The organism is Priestia sp. 3CA3, from assembly GCF_056836725.1.
Genome location: NZ_JBXENJ010000008.1, coordinates 151,624 through 172,847 on the forward strand (window position 1 = coordinate 151,624; position 21,224 = coordinate 172,847).

The window sequence follows — 21,224 nt, forward strand, 5'->3', positions numbered from 1 at the left end:
GAACCAAACGTTTTTGTGCTTTTTTCTTATTTTATAGTTGAGTTACATATAATCATAAGCGGAATCATCAAAATAGAGCCAGTGATAATATTCAACCTGCGGATCTGTCATTTTTAAAACTTCTTCTTCATTGAATTTTTTATACTCAACTAATTTCTGCACTTTAGAATTTCTTTCCACTTGGCTCATTTTAAATCCTCCTTATAGTTTGAAAAGTAACAATGTATTTAAATTTAGAAAGCGTTTTCTTTTTTCTTATTTTTATTATATATCTCAATATGAGATTAAAACAATATCAATTATAGATGATTTTTCAAAAAACAATATAGAAATGGTATTATGGCGTCGGATTGGGACAACAAGGCTTCTGCAATCGAAATTAAATAATAGGTGATTGCCAACGGCCAGGTTAAAAATTTTTGTTCGTATCGTTGCTTAATTCCTAAAAAAACATTATGATAACTAGCTCTATAAACTAAAAATAAAGCTAGCTGGGTTAAGCTAGCTTTATTTTTTTATGTTGTTTTGCAGAGTGATAAATTTTCAACTGTCGTTCACTTTGGTATAAAAACTCTTTATCAATTTCATCATGTTACGCCCCGAGGTTCTTGACATTGGATGATGATCTTCATCATCACGTGTACTCAGGTACCAGCTTCCCTTGTCATCTTCATTTAATCTATATACCTTATTGGTTCTACTATCTGTATAAAAGTTTCCATCCTTCACCCTCAAATAATCGCCCCTCTACCAAGTGTCTATCCTGTATTATGCCCAAGATATCAATTTTATGAAAAATTTTATATACACAAAAACAGCAGGTTTCTTAATACGCTTATTATTTTGTATGTAGTTTACACAGGTGCAAAAAAGGATAAGGGCTATGAGTGAGAAAATATTTAGTAATGGAGAAATAGTAACTATAAGAGTATCGAATGAATCAGTAACAATCTTAAAAAATCATTATGTAAAAAACATGAACTTATAATTATTGATAAATGAGTTTTGATATAACAATCTTTTTAAATAAAAACAGACTCTGAAAATAGAGTCTGCTTTTTAGTATGGTTTTTATGCTTTATTTACGTTTGTCGCTTGTGGTCCGCGTTGCCCCTGTTCGATATCAAAAGTTACTTCTTGACCTTCATCCAAGGATTTAAAGCCTTCACCTTGAATAGCTGAGAAGTGAACAAATACATCTTCTCCACCTTCACGCTCAATAAATCCAAAACCTTTGTCAGCATTAAACCATTTCACTTTACCGTGTTCCATTTTTTGTTGCCTCCTAGAATGTAGAAAATAAACCAGATTATCATTAAATCTAGCTTATTTATTATATTATCCCAATAGAGACATCTTAAACTTAAATTAATGTGATCTTTCTAACTTTCTTTATCAATACTCACTTCACTAAAAAGGTGATTGGAGTATGACAATCTACATCATAATGAGGTTCATATGCAAAAACCTCAAAATATTTATAAGTGATCTTCTAAACATCGAAATGATAGAAGTCAAAGATCAACCAATGCCCACATACTCATTATGGGCATTTTATTCATAAATATGAACTAAATTAGATGAGAGAGCACACGGGGACCCGTCTGCCCAAAAGAAAGGGAAGTTCACTCAAAATCTTTTTGAATAGTGGTGTAAAAATAGATTCTATTAGATAAGAATCTATGTACCTTTTCATATAAATCCAACCTTCGCATGAAGCATTCTTAAACTTGTTTACAAATAAAAAATGACGCCGTTGGAGGCGCCATTTTTTATAGAATAGAGAAGGACACACCCTATGCACGGGCGGTACTCTTAACACATCGTCTTGATTTGATAATACCCAGTGTTTAAATTTAATAAACCTTTTTTTGGTATGACGATTTATGCAGAATATCTACATGTACCTTTTATACGAGTATTCGGCTTATTATTTGTATATGGGATTTTTTACATTCCTTAAAATGTTACTTTCTAATAATAATTCTTTATAGAGTATTGTCACACTCCCAATCAGTTCACACGGATGAAAGGTTGACTCATCCAATTATTTATACATTCTCTAAAAAATGTATTTAACATAAGAACCTAATGGTAACACTATAAACAATAGTTAGTGAGTATGATTTCATTCCATATATTTAGGGTTTCGGTTAGTAAAACTAGAAAAAACGAGATAAGAATTGATGAGCTATTTCTTTCACATAAGCTTGTCAGAATACTATCTAAAGAGAGGTCGAACAATATGAAAGTGACGGATACACTTGTTCAATGTTTAGAAAATGAGGGAGTTGAATATATTTTCGGAATACCTGGTAAAGAGACGTTGGATTTTATTGATTCTTTATCCAACTCTAAACAGATTCAATTCGTGAATGTGCGGCATGAACAAGGAGCTGCTTTCATGGCAGATGTATACGGAAGGTTAACAAACAAAGTAGGGGTATGTTTATCAACATTAGGACCAGGAGCTACTAATTTATTGACAGGAATATCTAGTGCAAAGCTAGACCACTCTCCTGTTGTAGCATTAACGGGACAGGCTGCTTTGGGGAGACAACATAAAGAGTCACATCAATATATGGACATTATTAAAATGGTAGAACCAGCAACGAAGTGGCGTGTTCAAATAAAAGATGCACAAACGCTTCCTGAGATTATTCGAAAAGCATTTAAAATTGCACAAATGGAAAAGCCAGGACCCATAGTAGTAGAATTGCCAGAAGACTTAGCAACTCAAATCGTTCCCATCAAACCTATTTCACCTACATCTATACCCGTAAGTATACCTATCATGGAGTCAATTCAGGCTGCCAATACTCTTATTAGGCAGTATGAGAGACCTTTTGTTATTATCGGTAACGGCGTTGTTAGACAGGAAGCCGTGGATGAGCTTCAACTATTTATTGAACGTCTTCAATCACCGGTTACCCATAGTTATATGGCTAAAGGTGTGTTATCTAAAGATCATCCACAAAATTTCTTTACGTTTGGATTTAATGAGAAAGATGAAGTGCTCGCAGGCTTAAAGGAAGCTGATCTGCTTATTGTAATTGGGTTTGATTTTGTCGAAAAGTTACCCAAAGAATGGAACACGGAAAAAATACCAATTTTACATATAGATACCTTACCAGCAGAAATAGATGAATATTATCCTGTAGAAGCTGAATTGGTTGGAGATATAAAGCAGACTTTACGGGTATTCAATCAGCTGGATATTCCTTCTAAACCGTGGATTCCTTCTGGTAATCTCCAGAAACAAATTAAGCAATCCTATCATATTGAAGAGAAAAAGATAGACAGCAATTTACTGCCTTTAACAATCGAGAATATCTTGCATAGTATCGATAAGCTCTCTTCAGAGGAAACAATTGTGATTTCAGATGTGGGAGCTCATAAAGTATCTATAGCTCGAACTTATCAACCCAAAAACGCTAACAAGTTCATTATATCAAATGGTCTAGCTTCCATGGGTATTGCTTTACCAGGCTCAATTGGAGCTAAACTAGCTTGCCCTAATGATTCAGTTATTTGTATTACTGGAGATGGAGGAGCTTTAATGAATTTTGCAGAAATAGAGACGGCAAAGCGCTTAGGGCTTTCATTCATTATTATTGTCTTAAACGACTCTACATTAAAAATAGAGCAGGAAATGATGAACAAAAAGTTTGGTAAGAGCTATGGAGTAACTTTTACAAACCCAAATTTTGTCCAATTGGCAACTAGCTTTGGAATTAAAGGAGAACGGGCAAATAGTTTAGTCGAATTTGAAAATATAATAAAAAGAGCCTTAAAAAATTCAGATGAGATTGTCCTAATTGACGTTCTTCTAAAAGGCTAATTGCGATTTCTCCATTATTTTAACGAGTTATCTCTGTTAAGAGATTAATCTGTAGATTCACTAGGAAATAAATGTTTTTAATTTTTTTAAATAAGCTAGGCTCAGTTCAACCCAAATCCAACTATAAAGAAAAGTAAATACAAAAATTAAACCAGTAGTAGAAAGAGAAAAATTATTGGGAATCGCAGGATCTAGTACTGGGAATTTGAAACCGTACAATAAGGTAATAATCCCAACAGTTAATAGAGTGGCGCCACTTATAACAATGTACAATCTCTTGTTAAAAATGTAAAAAGCGGCGCCTATGCCCATTCCCAATATTCCGGTTGTAAAAGGAAAAATAATAAGTTCACTTGGCTGGATAATCAGAAGAAGCAGATTTGTTAGTGTATAGGTAAGAAACCCTAGAGGAAGCGAAAGTATAAAACAAAAAAGAATGGGTGCGGTAGATAATGAACTAATGAAAATTCCTATAAAAAGTAATAAATATTAATTTGAAATATATACTAAATGAAGAAAAGGCACAGGAAAGTATAGAATAAAAACAGCATGTATATCCACATTATGAAAAAACGTATCCTTAATGCGCGATGAACATTGTTTAATTAAAAGGAGGAGTTTTATATGAGTGATAATCAATCAAATGATTTAGAACAGGTATCAGAGGAATTAGCTGATCTTGAGAAAGAGTTTGCAACAAAGCCTTCTGATCCTTATCCCCATAAGTATTATACTGGAGACACTTCTATAGTTTCTAATGCTGTGCCAGGAAACGATAAAGAATAAAAATTTCCCCTTATCTATTAATAGATAAGGAGAAATTTAGAGCATATAAGCTTAAGCATTGTATTTTTCCAGAACCAAAATACATCTCATAAAAAGACAGTTATATTTCATTTATTATTTTAAATTAAAAGTAATCGCTTTCATTTTTTGCTTTCCCGAAATCATTTGATAGGTTATAATAAATATCTACAAAAATATTAAATGATACGTAAGTAACAAGCAATTACACCCTTAATATTTAACTAAACAGAAAAACTCCCTTAAGGTATTAGGGGAGTTTTTCTGTTTTTATGTACACTATATAAGGGTAATTTACCATAATGATAGGACGAACTCATTTTTCAATTCTAACTAATGTTTTTTCTGGCATATCAATATCGTCAATGTCAAAGTAATGGATGTTTAACGTTAATTTCCTCTCTAGTTCTTTAGCTTCTTCTCCTACCCAACAACTATACAATTCAAAAAAGTCTCCTGATTTAAGATAGCGGTCCATCAATTTGCATAGTGCAATTAGTTTCTCTTTTGATTCTTTGCGCCTGCTCTTATTCATATATTCCGTAATCTCAATTCCCCAGTCACTTGCAACTTCATAAACATAAAGGGTAGTAAATTGGTGTTTCTTTATGTTCAATCGATTTCTTTCATCTGAAAAGCAACTCCCAATAGTAACTAAATTATCTAGTTCCTTATTAATAGGTAATTCTACGTTCGAACCTATATAAGTAGCTAAACTCATTTGTATTCACTCCGTTCCTCATCTAAATAACCCGTTAAGTTTTGTGGAACTAACCTAGGTTGTTAACATCCTAAGAAATACATCCTGTTATCAAAAAGGTGTTTCACTAAACTCTATTACAAATACTCGAGTTTTATTCAAGGTTTACTATTATTCTACTTAATATATGAATAGGCTGCGAAATGTTTATATACCTGTAAATGGGGGATTTACCATATAAGAACATTGATACCTAATTGGAAGGAGAATGAAAAATGAACAATAATACTGAAACCGTTGAAAATAAAGTAGAGGATAAACTAAATGAAATGAGTCAAGAGAAGAAAGACAACATCCTTTCCAGTTTTAACGAATTTAAAAGTTACTTAGGGGATAAAGTCACAAAAGGTGAGAAACTAGGGTTAAATGATAATCAACTAGCTCTAGCAGCTAAAAAAATAGCTGACTATCTCGCAACCCATGAGGAGCCACAAAATGAAGAGCAATACTTGTTACATGAGTTATGGAAAGTTGGAAACGAGGAAGAACAACATCATCTTGCTCATATGCTTGTTAAATTAGTCAAAGAATAATCTAAATCGATTATAAATTGCGTTTTGCCATTATTTATTAGAGGTTCAAGTGAATTCAATCAACATAGCAAAGAGCCACTTACGTAAAATAAGTGGCTCCTTTTTCTCTTTCATGCTGCACCTCTTTTTATTTTTTAGTATGTCCCTGCGATGCATCAACTAAAAGATAAAGCTATATTTCCCCAACAATAATTTGACTACATGCTATAACTCACTTCATTGAAAACATCAGTACGAATCCAACGGATTCGTATTTTTCGGTGACATTCAAAATACGTCCCAAGCAATAGAAAGAAGAGGTTTTGAACGTTTATAATTCGGTTAAACATGAAGTAACAAATTATTTTTATTTATTCTGTATATTTAAATTATTCGTTCGTAATGGTACAATAAAATGATGGAAAGAGGATATGATGCTTCTTTCTTAATAAAGGATGAAGAAATATGGATATTAAGGCTCAGCAAACAAAATTGGCGAATAACTTGGGCAAATTGTTACGAGATAACTTTGGAAAAGGTCCCGAGGCTGTTCATGTTACGATTTATGAACCTTATGTTGTTATTTATGTTAGTGGCTTTGTATCACCGATGGAACAAGTACTGTTAAACCAGAATGAAGAACTTCAGGTTATGACTACAAGAGAGCTTTTGGTAAAGACTCTTGAACCTCAAATCACTGGTCAAATTAAAGGGATTACAGACCTTGACATCCAGCACTTATATTATGATTGGAATTTAGATCATCACTCCGGAATTTTTGTGGGAGTTTGTCTGGACGATTTGAAAGCCGATTTGACTGAGGGTGACCCTTACCCAGGAAAACAAGCAATTCATGATCGGATTATAAAGATGAGTGAAATTGCACAAAAAGGGCCTGAGAAAATCTCTTCGTATAAATTAAGTGATCGTACATTGGTCATCGTAAGAGAAGGAATACTGGTGGCTATTGAAAAGCAGCTAATTTCGTTGGGTTTTGATGACACCTTACGCATCTCTAAACGCCCTTTGGAAAAAGGAATCTTACGACAAAACGATGACTATGATGAGATATTAAATGCAGACATTCTTGATATTTTTGTGGATTGGGATTTTGAAAAGGACAATAGCATTATTACGCTTATCTTAAAACCAAAAAATTAATGAGGCAGTAATGAATTGGACACATTGTGCCAAACATAAGCCGAGGAAGAAAAGCTCATACCTTTTCTTTTTCGGCTTATTTTTGTTGTTTCAAAAGAGTAAGTCCTTTTGTAACGGAATAATCCCCTAAAATAGCATCTGAAAATAGGATGTGCCAACAGAAAGGATTTGGTCAGTATGGCTGATAATCATGAGATTGTATTGTTTATAAAAGAGCTTCGTCGATTGTTGCAGGATTACCAAAAGTATGACAATGAATTTTACAAAGAAGAAATTAGCAAGGATATAATACTTTTAAGTACCATTATCTACGGAAGTAAAATTGGAATTTCAAATAAAAGAAGAATCTTTAAACATAGAAAATACAAAGGTAAACAGAAACCAATCTATTAAAAATGTACTAGTATGACTAGTTTACATTTTATAGAAAGTGAATTCTTATTACCTAAAATGATCTTATGATGAAGAAGGAGTTTTCATAAAACATCACGAATAGTATACCTTATGAAACTAGAAACTAGGTGCACCATCTATGGATAAAACGAAACTGGAAAAAGAATTAAGTAGTTATATGGGAAGGTTACTTCGTGAAAATTTTGGAAGAGGTCCTGGAGGTGTATTCACCGTCATTTCTCCTCCTTTTATAACCGTTTATTTTAAAGCCTTTTTATTACCTTTAGAAAAGGCTTTGCTAGACAAGGGACAAGTTATCTATGTTCAAAAAACACGTGATTTGTTGATGGAGACTTTAATTGAAGAGATAAAAGGATATATCCAATTAAATATACATTTAGATATTGAAGAATTTTATTATGATTGGAATTTAGAGCTGCAGTCTGGCATGTTTATCATGATCCATTCTGATAAAAATAACATAGTCAACCATTCCTATAAAAATCAGAAATTGCTGCATAAAGAAGTTGAGGAAGTGACTCAAAAAGCAGAAAAACTTCCTCAAGATGTTTCTTCTTATTTATTAGATCAGAGAACACTCCTTATAATCAGGGAAGGTATTATGGTAAATGTAGAGAAAGAATTAGTTCAATTAGGGTTTGAAGAAAACCTTACATTGGCTAAAAGAAATCTCGAAAAAAGGCTACTCCATGAACATAGCCAATCATTAGAAGTGATTTTAGATTCAAAGGTAACAGATATACTAGTCGCATGGGACTTTCATAAAGATAAAAGTACAATTCTTCTGATTTTAAACCCAACTTCATAACGGCACTGATAAGCTAGGCACTGAACTAGATGTAGGCCAAAAAGAAAGGTTATCTAACCTTTCTTTTTGGCCTATTGTTTTTCCTCTCCTATTAAAATAAAGAAAGTGGTGATAATGATGCTATTTCAATCGGATGAAGGAAAGGAACCTTTAACTGTTGAGATACACACGGAAGTGGATATAGTAGAAGCGCGTCAGAAAGGGCGGATGTTCTCTAACTGCTTAGGCTTCAGCACACTTGATCAAGCCCGAATTATTACGACTATTTCAGAATTGTCCAGAAATATATATAAATATGCCACTACGGGAAAAATTATAATGGAAATAATAGAGAATCAACTTGAAATAGGACTCAAAATAATAGCTATAGATAAAGGACCAGGCATTAAAAATATTCAACAAGCGCTAGAAAGTGGCTATACAACGTCAGGGGGACTAGGCGTTGGTTTATCAGGGGTAAAAAAATTAATGGACGAATTCACCATATCATCTCAAGAAGATCATGGCGTTAACATCGAGGTTATAAAATGGAAAAAAAGAAATAAATAAAAGGAACACAAGTTAAAAGGTTAAGAAAGAACTGACTTCCTCTTTACAAAAGACTCCTTTATTGAATAGGAGATAGCTTCTAAAAATATCATCCCCTGATGATCCTGCTCTAGGATACGGTTAAGATATTTCACATGCTTGAGTTGGTGCCTTCAGCATGTGCTTCTCCTCTATTAACTCTTAGCCGTAGGACAAAAATTTTTCTCCGCAGTAATCACAAGAGGCTTAGAAACATGAGAAAAAGGTGTGGAAAATTATGAGCAATTCCATTTAATCGTTAAATGGAAGGAGCAAGCTCTTATGATAGAGAGCTTGCTCTTTTTATTTCTTAATATAATCCTATCTGACAAAAAAACAACCTGTTTCAAGTACACCAAAAACATACATTTATGATACATAAATTTTGAGATAATCTCTGGAACATTTCTACCCGTATTAGGGGCGCAATAGAGGGGGAGTGTGTAAAGAGATTCCCCCTTACTTAACTCAGTTATATAAACAAACAATACTCATATACATTTATTGAATAGCTTTTTTAAACTTGTTGCGGAATAAAACGTAAATAGATAAAGAGTACATAGGAGGAGAAAACATGTTTGTTCATATAGTTCAGCCTGGTGATACGTTATCTTCAATAAGCAGGAGATATGGTTATTCCGTTGCACAGCTCAGGAGCGTGAATGGGTTAGAAGAAGCAAATATTGTTCCCGGTCAAGCCTTGCTCATAGCCCTATATGTATACACAGTTCAACCTGGTGATACGATGAAAGGTATTGCTAAAAAAGCGTACGTGTCCTTGGAGCAATTGAAAAGGGCTAATCCTTCAGTCTCGTATAACTACTTGCAAGTCGGAATGAAAATAAACATTCCTAACATATCAGACTATATTGCAGGGACACTAGAATACTATGCCGTTCGAAATCCAGAAGCAGATCGCGAGTTAATCAGTGATTTTGCAACGTATTCCTCTTCCATTTCTATCTTTGAATATCATTTTGGCAGCAATGGAGATATTATAAATAATTTAAACGATTTAGTAGCGATTGAAACGACTTGGAAAAATCGCGTTACACCGCTAGTTACGATTACTAATTTAACTTCTGAAGGGTTTAGTTCTGATCTTGCCCATCAAGTTTTAAATAATCCTCTGGCACGAAAAAATCTTGTCGATAATATCTTTGATTTAGTATCTAGAAAAGGATACGGAGGGGTGAATATTGATTTTGAACGTGTAAAGGCCGAGGATAGAGATCTTTTTACAGGATTTTTACGTCAGTTGGGTGAACGTTTAAAACCTGCAGGGTACGTGTTGACCATAGCGGTTCCAGCCAAGACAAGCGAAGATATTCCTTGGTTAAAAGGGTATGATTACGGGGGAATAGGTGCAGTTGTTAACTATATGTTCATTATGGCATATGATTGGCATCATGCAGGCAGCGACCCTGGTCCTGTTGCACCTATTACTGAAGTAAAGAGAACAGTAGAATTTGCGATAAAAAGTGTTCCGCGAAGAAAACTCATCATTGGCGTTCCTTTGTATGGATACAATTGGTCAATTCCTTACAAGCCCGGCACGGTAGCACCCGCTATATCCAATCAAAATGCGATTAAAACAGCGATGAGATATCAGTCTCCCATTCAATATTCAAAGGAGTACAAATCTCCATTTTTTCGGTATAAAGATCAAGCGGGGCAGATGCATGAAGTATGGTTTGAAGATGTAAGAAGCATGAGTGAAAAAATGGTGTTAGTTCGTCAATTCGGCTTGCAAGCAATAGGTGCTTGGCAATTAACGCTTGGGTTTACGCCAGGACCTTGGCTTTTAAAGAAATTCTTTACTATTAGAACAGTATAAATAGCAGTAGTCATTATGGATTAATCTAGAAAATTTTATGTATAGTAAATTATAAGAGGGTGGGGAGTTCTTCTATGTCAAAAAGGATAGATGTCTCAATAAAGCAGCATCAATTAAAACTATATGATGGAGCTAAATTAGTAAAGACATATCCTATTGCTGTAGGGAAAATGATCACTCCAACTCCAATTGGGAAATTTAAAATCATTAATAAAGATACGACCCCTCCAGCTGTATTTGGCCCCTTATGGATGGGACTGTCAAAGCCTACATATGGAATACACGGGACTAATGATCCAGCTTCTATTGGCAGAGATATGTCACATGGATGTGTCCGAATGGATAATGAAGATATTCTAGAACTTTTTTCTGCAGTTCCCATTGGAACGCCGGTTTATATACATAAATAATAGTTTAAGAAGAGCACGACTGTTTACATTTAGTTAATTATCGAGATCGAGGGTATCAAAGTTTAAGGATATGCTATACAATCATGTTTTTTTTATGTAATACAAAAAAGCACCCCGATTAACAGAGGTACTTTTAGCATTTTAACTTATTTTGATGCTGGAGACGTAGTAACTTCTGGAGACGTTACTTTGTCATAAAAATCTACGAATTTGTCACGATTCTCGCTATCACGGTAAGCCATAGCTACACGTGGATGTTCATTCAGCACACCAGAAATCATGTAAGGGATGATATAGCCCCATTCCCACTTTTGACGCATTTCAAGCATATGTTTTTCAATTACGCCAAGAATCGGCTTCATCTCATAGCTTGGTTTTGGTATGTAGCTAACAAGCAGCTCTGTGTTACAGTTACCAGCTGCACGGCCCATACCATAAACAGATGAATCAAGGAACGTAACGCCATTACGCATCGCAGTTAATGTATTAGCAAAAGCTAGTTGCATGTTGTTATGCGTATGGATCCCAAGCTGCTTGCTAGGAATCATGGCTTGGAACTTTTTCACTTGATGCTCGATATCGGCAGGGTCTAGGCTTCCAAAGGAGTCAACAATATACACAACATCTACGGGGCTTTTCTTTACCATTTCAAATGCTTCAATAAGCTGATTTTCCGGTACGCTAGATAGTGCCATAATGTTAAGTGAAGTCTCATAGCCTAAATCGTGGAACATTTTTATAAGCTCTAAGCCTTTATCTACTTCGCGAATATAGCATGCCACTCGAATCATATCTAACATACTTTGTTCACGCGGCAGGATGTCATTCGAATCTACACGCCCGATATCTACTAAAGCAGATAGCTTCGTGAACTTTTTCTCAGGGATAATTTCTTTGAGAAAGTTATCGTCAAGAAATCTCCATGGGTTGGGCTCAGTTGCTTGAAGAAGCTTAGGTGAATTTTTATAACCGATCTCCATATATTCAACGCCGGCTGCGCTTAGGCCGTTATATAAGTCTTGCACAAATTCAACGCTAAAATCCCAATTATTAATTAAACCTCCGTCACGAATGGTACAGTCTATAATTTTGCTATTATGTTCCATGATATTTATTTCCTCCTACGTCGTCTATTTATGTATTATTTAAACTTTATCGCTTTTATGCTTTTAAGCACTAAACTCTCCTATTGTGTTTATACCATGACTGATTCAAAGGCGTCAATGTATTTTCTAAATGTGTCTCTGCTTTACTGTATTCTAGGGGTAGGAGATGCTTTGGTTTTTCATCCGCTTGCTGCTCTTAAAACAACACCAAGTTCAGCACTACAACCCCTAGTATATACAAACACACCCTTTATTACATCACTACTTACTGCAATAAAGATTGTTTTTTAAGTAAAACTGCTTATTAAGGAGGGAACTGCCATTAGTATCTATCTAGGTTATTTAGATTGCTCTATAATTAATCCATAAATTTGAGAAGCGATTTAAAACATAAAAAATAGGAAACTTTTTTCACATTAACAGTTGTATAGGAAGTATTAGCTGTTACTTAATCATTTTAATTTACTGGTCTTTACATCGTCCAAAACGTAAGAAATGATAAGAGTATAGAGGTAATAAACATCGCAATCAACGGCTTTAATGCTTTTGTTCGAAGAGCCTTCATACTTACATTTAACCCTAAGCCGACCATAGCCATTGTTAAAAGAAACGTGGTTAGAGTTGAAATATCATTCATGATCGTTTTAGGTAGGATAAGGTGCTTGCCTACGACATAACTTCCAAAAATACTCATGATGATAAAACCTATTAAAAACCAAGGAAATTCAATCTTCGTATCCTTTTCCATTTTTCCTGTTCGCTTCATCCAGTACATTAAGATAAAGCTTAATGGCACAAGTAAAAGCACTCTTCCTAACTTAGCCAACAGGCCAATAGCTAGGGCGTCGCGTCCAGCTGGTGCTGCAGCTAGAGCTACATGGGCAATTTCATGGAGGCCAACGCCTGACCAAATTCCATATTGGATATTCGTTAAATGTATATAGGGTCTTAAAATGGTATATCCAATGGCAAATAGAGTTCCCACTAAAGCGATAACACCAGCTCCGATAGCTGTATCTTCTTCTTTTGCTTTTACAATCGGAGAAACAGCTGCAATAGCTGCCGCACCGCATATTCCTGTTCCTATTCCTAAAAGAAGAGATAAACCACGATCAGCCTTCATCCATTTGCCTAGAAGAATTGTTAAAACAATCGCAAATACAGCCGTTCCCACATCGCGAAGTAGCAGTCCTAGCCCTTGATGAATAACAACATCAATATTAAGCTTTAGTCCATATAAAACAATCGCATAACGTAACAGCTTTTTAGAAGAAAATTCAATTCCAGATCTTATTTTTTCAGGGTATCCCCAAATTTGACGATAAATGACTGCCATTATAATTGAACAGGCTAGTGGACCGATATGATTAAATCCCGGGACTTTTGCTAATCCATAAGCAAGTAAAGCAAAAAGAAAAGTAAAAGCAATTCCTCCAGCCCATAAAGAAATATTAAATGACGTCCGGGTATTTGTTCGTAAGAATACAGTCCGCTTTTGGGCTTTATTTATATTTATCATACATTTCATCTCCAATATGAATTCTTATCAAGCACGGCTTCACACAAGAAGTGTATGATTTAACTATAAAAGACACTTTATTATTAGTAAAATACATATAAATCATGATTAAGATTAAAAATATTAATAAGTGAAACAAAAAAAGAGCAAGTTGATCTTCAGAGTTACTGAAAATCAATTTGCTCCTTTTGTATGTTTTTATCGTTTAATTCTTTAAAAAATCATTCATACAAAAACATATGTGCTTATGAGAGAGATACAGTCTTACTAGTTGCTAAGCCTTTTTTACGTCTATACCATAGCAGAATCAAACTGCCTAGCACGCAAAGGAAAGAAACGAGCTGAGCTATTCTGATATGAGAAGTTAGCATTAAGCTATCTGTACGCAATCCCTCTATAAAAAATCGTCCTATCGAATACCATAGTAGGTAAGTAAGAAAGACTTCGCCTCTTTTTAACAAAGATTTTCTTAGTACGATCAAGACAAGAACACCTATTATGTTCCAAAGGGATTCATAAAGGAATGTAGGATGATAATAAGTTCCATTGATATACATTTGATTAACAATAAAATCAGGTAAATGTAAAGTTTCTAAAAACTGACGTGTAACAGGTCCGCCATGTGCTTCTTGATTCATAAAGTTTCCCCACCGGCCAATAGCTTGGCCTAATAATAAGCTAGGAGCTAAAACATCAGCCATTTTCCAAAAAGAAAGATTCTTTTTTCTGCAAAACCATATAGCTGTTAATACAGACCCAATAATTCCACCGTGGATGGCTATGCCCCCATGCCAAATTGCTATAATTTCGCCTGGGTGGTCTTTATAATAACTCCATTCAAAAAGTACGTAGTAAATTCGAGCAGTAACGATAGCAATGGGTAGTGCTAGCAGAAGTAAATCAGAGATGGTTTCTGAAGAGATACCTCGTTTCTTTCCTTCTTTCGAGGCTAACAAAAAGCCTAAAAAAGCTCCTATCCCTATAATAATTCCATACCAATGGACCTCAAGTGGACCAAGGTGGAAGGCGATAGGGTTTAAAGGTTGTGTGTGTTGGTTCATGTTTTTTCTCCTTTACTTCGTATCGGTTTTCTTACATTTTTTTAGAGTGATATTAAATTAGAGTGCCTTTTTAGTATATCTAATTAGATATAGAAAGGACAACTTTTGCTTACGAAAGGCCACTATTTCTTTGCCTGCTTTAGTGTAACAGAATAGTCAAAATTAAAATAAACAGTACATTGACTTAATTACCAAAATACACTATCATTTTAGACAATATATTGTCTAAAATGGAGGGTTAATATGGATATTTATAAAGATCTTTTTTTAATGCAGCAAACTTACGCTACCTTATTTTCTCTGGCAAATAAAGTCCAGGTGAAAGGAGATCAGTCTCTTGAGCTCTTAACATCAAGACAGCATATGGCGATGGTGGCAATTGCTCATTTACCTGAAGATGAAACAACGTTAAATAATATTGCTAGAAAATTAGGAACCACAAAACAAAGCGTCAAGCAGTTAATTACCATTATGGAAAAGAAGGGGTATGTTGACGTGGTTCCTAGCAGTAAAGATAAACGTGCAGTTAACGTGAAAATCACAAAAGAGGGAAAAGAGGCGCTGCTTGTTGTTTCAGAAAAAGGAATTTTCTTTTTGGAAGACCTTTTTAAAAAGTTTTCAACCGAAGAGTTGGAAATAATGTGGAAGCTTTTAAAGAAACTTTATAGCTTTGACGGGGAAGAACATGATGGATTTGAAGAAGAAGGCAACATCAAAATGGATGAAGATCACAATGAATTACAGTTGAGAGTGATAAGGGAGCTTGAAAGTCGAAGAGTTCAAGCAATTGATAATATAAAAAAGAACTTATAAAAATAAATTTGATAGGCTACTTTACTTTGAAGCATATCGATCCTTTTAATGATTTTCGAAATAAAGGATAAGGGAGAGCACTCATTATGTTTGAAATCAGTGATGAAACAGTACGATTAATTAACAAGACCTGTAGAGGAAAAAAGAATTTGAAATTAACCGTTGGCTATTTAACGGACAACCAATATGTTATCAAAATTTATAATGAAAGCGGTGAAATTGACTCATCCAAAAAATATCATTATGAAATTGGTTCTATTACTAAGACTTTTACTATATCGCTGCTATCAAAATACATATCTGAAAACAAGTTGACACTAAACGATTCTATACGAAAGTACATAAAAGAACTTAAGGAAGACACGTATTATCCTACATTGCTCCGCCTCGCTACTCACTCTTCTGGATATTCAGGAAGCTTACCTTTAAATAAACGGGAATATTTTAAAATAATTTTTAATTTGATTTTTGGCGGAAGTGATTTGAATAAAAATAATCCGTTACATATGGATTTTAACAAAATGAAGATGCTGATCGAAAAAAGTAAATTAAAAGAAGTAGATTATTCATGGAAGTATTCCAATTTCGGTATATCCCTTATTGGATACGTGTTGGGAATGATATCGGGCAAGGGGTATTGGGATACTATGAATGACTTTCTTCTTAATGAGCTTGGACTAAAGGATACTTGTTTAGGCGCTTCAAACGATAATCTACATGGCTATGACCGCAAAAATAATGATTGTGGCAACTGGCAGTGGGACAAGGGGAATTTTATATCACCTGCGGGCGCAGTATCCTCAACCGCTGATGATTTACTTAAATACGCAAAAATAAATATGGATGAAGATAAACCATATCTGTCTTTTTGTCATGAAAAATACGCCAATGGAACAAAGAAGTTTGATATGGGTCTTGGATGGTTGCTTTTAAAGAAAAACAATAATGTGATATTGCACGGCGGTGGAACAGGATGCTTCAGCTCATTTTTAGGGATTGATAAAGAAAAGAAAGTTGCTTCCGTCGTTTTAGCTAATTATAGACTAAGTAGAAATAAGGATGAACATATAGGAATGTCTTTATTAGAAAGCCTCCAAAATTCAAAAGATATATAAGGATGGAAGACAATTTGAAAGACTGTCGCCGAATATGACCGACCTTCAAGAAGCATAGAATATGCTTCTTTTTTTGAGGAAACCGTGCTATTATCATTAAGGTTTGTAAGGAACAGAAGATTTTTGTCTTTCCGTACATTTTTTTGGTATAGTGTTAGAAATAAGGAGTGGGTAAGTTGGTTTTCACTGAATTTTTCCAGCAGTTTCCCGTAAAGGTTTTAACGGTAGGGCTGCTGATTGTACTTATCGTTTATTTTATTCGCAAATTCATTAAGCTTTTCTTTGATAAAACGAGCTTTTTAGATGAAAAACGAGAAGAGACGCTCATGCACTTTTCTAATCAGGTCACAAGAGTATTGGGGCTAGCTTTTTTCTTTATTTATGTGCTTAGCCATTTCTTTGACTTCGGAAAGATTCTCACTAGTTCGGTAGTGTTAGCCAGTGCCCTGGCAATAATCCTCCAGCATATCATCCGTGATTATATAATGGGACTGACTTACTTGTTTGAACGCCAGATCCATCACGGAGATTATGTTATTCTCAACGGAAACCGTCAAGGGAAAATAGAAGAAATTACGATGCGCTACTTAAAGATTCGTCAATATGACGGCTACCTCTATACCGTCTCATATAGCAACATTACGGAACTTCAGAACGGAACCCGAGGAAGACGCCGGGTAAATGAAAGTCTTATTCTCAACTATAGGCAAAACCCGGACGATGCCTTCAAAGTAATGGAGCAGGTAGCACAAACATGTAACGAGAAATATGGTCAATATTTGTTAAAAGATGTGAATGGAATTCCTATAGAGAGCTTTCAATTCAATCAAATTACTGAACTGAACGTAGGTTTTAAAGGTCACCAATATTCATTATCAGGACTTGTGAAGGAAGCTGATTTTGTAGAAGCGAGCCAAAAGGTGCGATATGAACTCGCAATGGCTGCCTATAAAAATGACCTTATGATGGCTGAAAGCTTCGAGACAAGCCATTAAAAATAAAACTCGTACCTTGTTTATATACAAGCTTTTATATTTAAGATACAAACACCCTTTTGATTTTTCAAAAGGGTGTTTTTTATTTTTAAAAATATCTATTAAGTACTTCTCCAGTAAAGATTAATTATCTGAAACAGAACAAATTAATTAGTACATCTAAATTATTCTTCTAGTGACATGGTAAAATTAAACAAAGTACGTAAAAAGGTAAAGGGGGATTAACTATGACGCAAAAATCTAATTATACAAAAATCAACTCCGAAATGTGGGATGAATGGGCTTCAGCTGGAGGAGAATGGTCATTAGCTATTAATCATCAAGATTTTGTAGATGCAACTCAAGGTAATTTTGATATCTACTTAACACCTTGTAAGCCTGTTCCGCATAACTGGTTTATTCCATTTAAAAAAGCAAAAATATTGGGACTTGCTAGCGGAGGAGGACAGCAGTGCCCAGTCTTTGCAGCGCAACATGCGGAAGTTACGGTTTTTGACTACTCTGATAAGCAATTAGAATTAGAAAAAATGGTGTCCACTAGAGAAGGCTATTCTATTGACTTAGTTAAAGGGGATATGAGTAAGACATTTCCATTTGAAGATGAGACGTTCGATATGATTTTTAACCCTGTATCAAACTGCTATATTCAAGATGTTGAACACGTTTGGCAAGAATGTTTTAGAGTTCTAAAAAAAGGTGGCGTTCTGCTATCTGGCTTTGCAAATCCTGCTCTTTATTTATTTGGAGAAGATGAGGAAGCGTTACAAGTGGTTAATAAATTACCTTATGATGGAACGAAAAACACCGTAGAAAATGATGAAGAACTTATAAAAAATGGCGGTGTACAGTTTAGCCATTCATTAGAAACTCAAATTGGCGGACAGCTAAAAGCTGGATTCACTTTACAAGACCTTTATGAAGATCATCATCACAAGGGGAAAATCACTGAATATATGCCTTGTTATATTGCGACTAAATCTATTAAATAATAGTTAGTTATCATATTGAATGAGCTACCTCAACTTTTTCTAATACGGAGTCATAGTAGAATAATAGCTCAAAAATGAGATGCCATGTTCACCGAGAGAAATGGCAGAAAAAGTGGGCGAGCTTTTAGAAAAAAACTTATAAGCCTATGTTTGGTTAACAGATGCTTCAAAAAAATGAAATGGTCTACCTTTTATTTTTAATTACAGTATTTTTGTTTTAACGTGGAAAAAAAGGGTAAATATTCTAAGAATCACCTAAAAATAGGAGGAGATCAAATGAGAAGAGCGAAACAAGCTGTTGTAGCTTCTGCCGTAGGTTTAGCTGTGTTAGCGACGCCATTAGCTCTACCGAATTTAGGAGGTTCTGCAGGCTCCGCAGAAGCTGCAGAAGTTGGAGGAGACGTAACAGTTGATCCCGTAGCCATAGGACAAGCGATTGCAGATGCGGCTAAAACGGCCGACAATCGAAGTGGGTTCGTCAAGGGAGCAATGGAAAAGGCGTTTTTTGAATCGGGTCAACAATATAACGTAATGGTCATGAATTTGAGTCAAAGTTATAATTCAGATCAATTACAAGGTGTTCAGTATTTTGATACCGTAGATTATGATGGTATTACGTATGGAGTCTGGATATTTGAAGAAGGAACATTTATTAATGAAGGTGACGGAGGTTATGATAACTGGGCCTTCAGAGGCTGGTTTGAACGCACAGGAGATGACGAGAAAACAGTCAATTTTCATAGACCTTAACTAAAGATAACATAAGACTCCCATCAGGGAAGAGCATATGAAGAGCCTTTACCGTCATGGTAATGGCTCTTTTCAATATTTGAAAACCTGAGACCGGATGTTTATAAGCATGCAGAATAGAAATTTGTATATCATCTACAGCTTAAAAAGAGAAAAACTCCTGTTACGTCTGAACAGGAGTTTTTCTCTTTGCATTAACAGAAGCCTGATCTCATTCTTTCTTCTCTTTTAGTGAGCAGGAAGCCTATACTAATTCAACCTTAGTTTTTATTTTTAGTTTGTAAATATTCTTTTTGAAACATACACATTCTTATAGCGTTATGATAGCTTCCATCGACAAAAAATTCATCTTTTAACTCACCTTCAATAGAAAAACCGACCTTCTTATAGATATGAATTGCTTTTTCGTTTTCCTTGTCTACAATTAAGTAAAGTTTATGCATATTCAATACCGAAAAGGCATAATTCATTGCTAGATTTGTGGCAACCATGGCGTAACCATGACCTTGATATGTAGGGTCAATGATAATTTGAAACTCTGCTCTACGATGAATATAATCAATTTCGACCAATTCCACTAATCCAAGCATATCCCCGTCCTTTTCTAGTATGAACCGACGCTCACCTTGATCGTGAATATGTTTATCATATAAGTCCTGTAGCTCTACAAAAGCTTCATAAGGCTCTTCAAACCAATAAGACATAATATTTGCATCATTATTGAGTTCATGGACAAATTTTAAATCTTCTCTTTCCAAAGGACGTAACTTAAGTTCCTTATTCATTTCTCAAACCTCCATATTCTAGCATTACTTTAGCACTTTCCGTTTTAAATGTAAAAGTTGCTGTAGTTTAAAAAAATAACAAGACATAGTGCGATGTTTTACATACTTATTAAAAGAGCCATAGTATAATTTAAACATCTTGTAAGTGAAACTCATTAACTTTAAGGAGTATCTTATGAAAAAAGCAGTTGGTATTTTTCTTATTTTACTGTGTTGTATAAACCAAAGGGTTGAGGCAGCTAATCAGCCTTCAGTAGAACCTATACATCATGAGATCTACGTTTCTCCTACAGGGGATGACAAAAACTTAGGTACTAAAAGCAAACCTTTTAGAACATTAAGGAAGGCAAGTGAAGCAGCTCAACCCGGAACTACGGTTTACATCAGAGGTGGTATTTATTACGAATAATTAATTATTAGCCGTTCAGGTACTAAACAAGAGCCTATTATTTTCATGAACTATAAAAGTGAAAAGCCCCTTATTAGTGGAGAAAAAATAAAGCAGTCTACACAAATAGACTGCTTCTTGATTAATTATTTACCTGTTTCGGCAAAACGCTGAATACGCTCACCAATTTCATCACGGACACGTTGAAAGAACGCCCATTTCTCTTCATCTGTTCCTTCTGCTTTTGCAGGATCATCAAATCCCCAGTGTTCACGCTTCACATGAGGAGGGGTTACGGGGCAATGATCAGCTGCATGGCCACATAATGTAACCACTAAATCCGCATTATTTAAAATTTCAGGATCAATAATATCAGATGTTTGGTTTGAAATATCAACACCAGCTTCTTTCATTGCTTTTACAGCGTTAGGATTTAATCCATGAGCTTCTAATCCTGCACTGCGTACATCCCATTCATCGTTATTTAGATATTTTTTTGCCCATCCTTCAGCCATTTGGCTACGGCAAGAGTTACCTGTACATAAGAAATAAAGTGTTTTTTTAGACATGTGTAAAATCTCCTTTATGA

The 21,224-nt window shown here is 34.7% G+C and carries 23 protein-coding genes; 15 read left to right on the forward strand and 8 right to left on the reverse strand.

The window, feature by feature from the left end; genetic code table 11:
* Window positions 1-42: 42 nt before the first annotated feature.
* The gene (locus AC1VNJ_RS21105) at window positions 43-189 is read right to left on the reverse strand and encodes a BH0509 family protein (RefSeq protein WP_014460666.1); all 147 of its coding nucleotides are present in this window, start codon (window positions 187-189) and stop codon (window positions 43-45) included.
* A gap of 882 nt (window positions 190-1,071) precedes the next feature.
* A complete protein-coding gene (locus tag AC1VNJ_RS21110; RefSeq protein WP_013056409.1) occupies window positions 1,072-1,272 on the reverse strand; it encodes a cold-shock protein in 201 nt (66 codons plus the stop codon).
* 973 nt (window positions 1,273-2,245) lie between these two features.
* On the opposite strand from AC1VNJ_RS21110, the gene AC1VNJ_RS21115 reads away from it, so the two are divergent.
* On the forward strand, window positions 2,246-3,841 hold the full coding sequence (locus tag AC1VNJ_RS21115; RefSeq protein WP_482641260.1) for an acetolactate synthase large subunit: 1,596 nt from the start codon (window positions 2,246-2,248) through the stop codon (window positions 3,839-3,841).
* A gap of 624 nt (window positions 3,842-4,465) precedes the next feature.
* Window positions 4,466-4,627: a hypothetical protein gene (locus AC1VNJ_RS21120; RefSeq protein WP_165635770.1), complete on the forward strand. Its 162-nt coding sequence runs from the start codon at window positions 4,466-4,468 to the stop codon at window positions 4,625-4,627.
* A 334-nt stretch (window positions 4,628-4,961) separates the two neighbouring features.
* Here the strand turns inward: AC1VNJ_RS21120 and AC1VNJ_RS21125 are convergent, their stop codons facing one another.
* Entirely contained in the window at window positions 4,962-5,366 is a 405-nt protein-coding gene (locus AC1VNJ_RS21125; RefSeq protein WP_108674582.1) for a hypothetical protein, read from the reverse strand.
* A gap of 254 nt (window positions 5,367-5,620) precedes the next feature.
* Here AC1VNJ_RS21125 and AC1VNJ_RS21130 point away from each other — a divergent pair, with 254 nt between their 5' ends.
* The 7 genes from AC1VNJ_RS21130 (at window position 5,621) to AC1VNJ_RS21160 (ending at window position 11,114) form a co-directional block, all read left to right on the forward strand.
* Window positions 5,621-5,938 (forward strand): DUF3243 domain-containing protein, encoded by a 318-nt coding sequence (locus tag AC1VNJ_RS21130; protein ID WP_014460657.1) that lies wholly within the window; start codon window positions 5,621-5,623, stop codon window positions 5,936-5,938.
* Window positions 5,939-6,382: 444 nt separating this feature from the next.
* A complete protein-coding gene (locus AC1VNJ_RS21135) occupies window positions 6,383-7,078 on the forward strand; it encodes a Na-translocating system protein MpsC family protein (protein WP_014460656.1) in 696 nt (231 codons plus the stop codon).
* 177 nt (window positions 7,079-7,255) lie between these two features.
* Window positions 7,256-7,471, forward strand: a complete 216-nt coding sequence (locus AC1VNJ_RS21140) for a hypothetical protein (RefSeq protein ID WP_033578616.1) — start codon at window positions 7,256-7,258, stop codon at window positions 7,469-7,471.
* A gap of 139 nt (window positions 7,472-7,610) precedes the next feature.
* A complete protein-coding gene (locus AC1VNJ_RS21145; RefSeq protein WP_033578617.1) occupies window positions 7,611-8,300 on the forward strand; it encodes a Na-translocating system protein MpsC family protein in 690 nt (229 codons plus the stop codon).
* A 117-nt stretch (window positions 8,301-8,417) separates the two neighbouring features.
* The gene (locus AC1VNJ_RS21150; RefSeq protein WP_033578618.1) at window positions 8,418-8,849 is read left to right on the forward strand and encodes an ATP-binding protein; all 432 of its coding nucleotides are present in this window, start codon (window positions 8,418-8,420) and stop codon (window positions 8,847-8,849) included.
* 592 nt (window positions 8,850-9,441) lie between these two features.
* Window positions 9,442-10,704, forward strand: a complete 1,263-nt coding sequence (locus tag AC1VNJ_RS21155) for a glycosyl hydrolase family 18 protein (RefSeq protein ID WP_482641261.1) — start codon at window positions 9,442-9,444, stop codon at window positions 10,702-10,704.
* Window positions 10,705-10,778: 74 nt separating this feature from the next.
* Window positions 10,779-11,114 carry a L,D-transpeptidase gene (locus AC1VNJ_RS21160; protein ID WP_482641262.1) on the forward strand — a complete coding sequence of 112 codons (336 nt, stop codon included), beginning with the start codon at window positions 10,779-10,781 and terminating at the stop codon, window positions 11,112-11,114.
* A gap of 146 nt (window positions 11,115-11,260) precedes the next feature.
* On the opposite strand, the gene AC1VNJ_RS21165 is transcribed toward AC1VNJ_RS21160, so the two are convergent.
* The 3 genes from AC1VNJ_RS21165 to lgt form a co-directional block, all read right to left on the reverse strand.
* The gene (locus AC1VNJ_RS21165) at window positions 11,261-12,220 is read right to left on the reverse strand and encodes an aldolase catalytic domain-containing protein (RefSeq protein WP_482641263.1); all 960 of its coding nucleotides are present in this window, start codon (window positions 12,218-12,220) and stop codon (window positions 11,261-11,263) included.
* Window positions 12,221-12,692: 472 nt separating this feature from the next.
* On the reverse strand, window positions 12,693-13,739 hold the full coding sequence (locus AC1VNJ_RS21170) for a YeiH family protein (protein ID WP_460113441.1): 1,047 nt from the start codon (window positions 13,737-13,739) through the stop codon (window positions 12,693-12,695).
* Between the two features lie 245 nt (window positions 13,740-13,984).
* On the reverse strand, window positions 13,985-14,800 hold the full coding sequence (gene lgt, locus AC1VNJ_RS21175) for a prolipoprotein diacylglyceryl transferase (RefSeq protein WP_034264911.1): 816 nt from the start codon (window positions 14,798-14,800) through the stop codon (window positions 13,985-13,987).
* A 243-nt stretch (window positions 14,801-15,043) separates the two neighbouring features.
* Between lgt and AC1VNJ_RS21180 the strand changes: the two genes are divergently transcribed.
* The 5 genes from AC1VNJ_RS21180 (at window position 15,044) to AC1VNJ_RS21200 (ending at window position 19,462) form a co-directional block, all read left to right on the forward strand.
* The gene (locus tag AC1VNJ_RS21180) at window positions 15,044-15,613 is read left to right on the forward strand and encodes a MarR family winged helix-turn-helix transcriptional regulator (RefSeq protein WP_028413823.1); all 570 of its coding nucleotides are present in this window, start codon (window positions 15,044-15,046) and stop codon (window positions 15,611-15,613) included.
* An 86-nt stretch (window positions 15,614-15,699) separates the two neighbouring features.
* On the forward strand, window positions 15,700-16,728 hold the full coding sequence (locus AC1VNJ_RS21185) for a serine hydrolase domain-containing protein (protein WP_482641264.1): 1,029 nt from the start codon (window positions 15,700-15,702) through the stop codon (window positions 16,726-16,728).
* 167 nt (window positions 16,729-16,895) lie between these two features.
* The gene (locus AC1VNJ_RS21190) at window positions 16,896-17,723 is read left to right on the forward strand and encodes a mechanosensitive ion channel family protein (protein ID WP_230683541.1); all 828 of its coding nucleotides are present in this window, start codon (window positions 16,896-16,898) and stop codon (window positions 17,721-17,723) included.
* A gap of 227 nt (window positions 17,724-17,950) precedes the next feature.
* On the forward strand, window positions 17,951-18,712 hold the full coding sequence (locus AC1VNJ_RS21195) for a class I SAM-dependent methyltransferase (RefSeq protein WP_098999932.1): 762 nt from the start codon (window positions 17,951-17,953) through the stop codon (window positions 18,710-18,712).
* Between the two features lie 276 nt (window positions 18,713-18,988).
* A complete protein-coding gene (locus AC1VNJ_RS21200; protein ID WP_063247007.1) occupies window positions 18,989-19,462 on the forward strand; it encodes a hypothetical protein in 474 nt (157 codons plus the stop codon).
* 260 nt (window positions 19,463-19,722) lie between these two features.
* On the opposite strand, the gene speG is transcribed toward AC1VNJ_RS21200, so the two are convergent.
* The gene (speG, locus tag AC1VNJ_RS21205) at window positions 19,723-20,247 is read right to left on the reverse strand and encodes a spermidine N1-acetyltransferase (protein WP_013056444.1); all 525 of its coding nucleotides are present in this window, start codon (window positions 20,245-20,247) and stop codon (window positions 19,723-19,725) included.
* Window positions 20,248-20,422: 175 nt separating this feature from the next.
* Between speG and AC1VNJ_RS21210 the strand changes: the two genes are divergently transcribed.
* A complete protein-coding gene (locus AC1VNJ_RS21210) occupies window positions 20,423-20,656 on the forward strand; it encodes a DUF1565 domain-containing protein (protein WP_224980019.1) in 234 nt (77 codons plus the stop codon).
* Window positions 20,657-20,781: 125 nt separating this feature from the next.
* Here the strand turns inward: AC1VNJ_RS21210 and arsC are convergent, their stop codons facing one another.
* Window positions 20,782-21,204 (reverse strand): arsenate reductase (thioredoxin), encoded by a 423-nt coding sequence (gene arsC / locus AC1VNJ_RS21215; RefSeq protein WP_028413817.1) that lies wholly within the window; start codon window positions 21,202-21,204, stop codon window positions 20,782-20,784.
* Window positions 21,205-21,224: the final 20 nt, after the last annotated feature.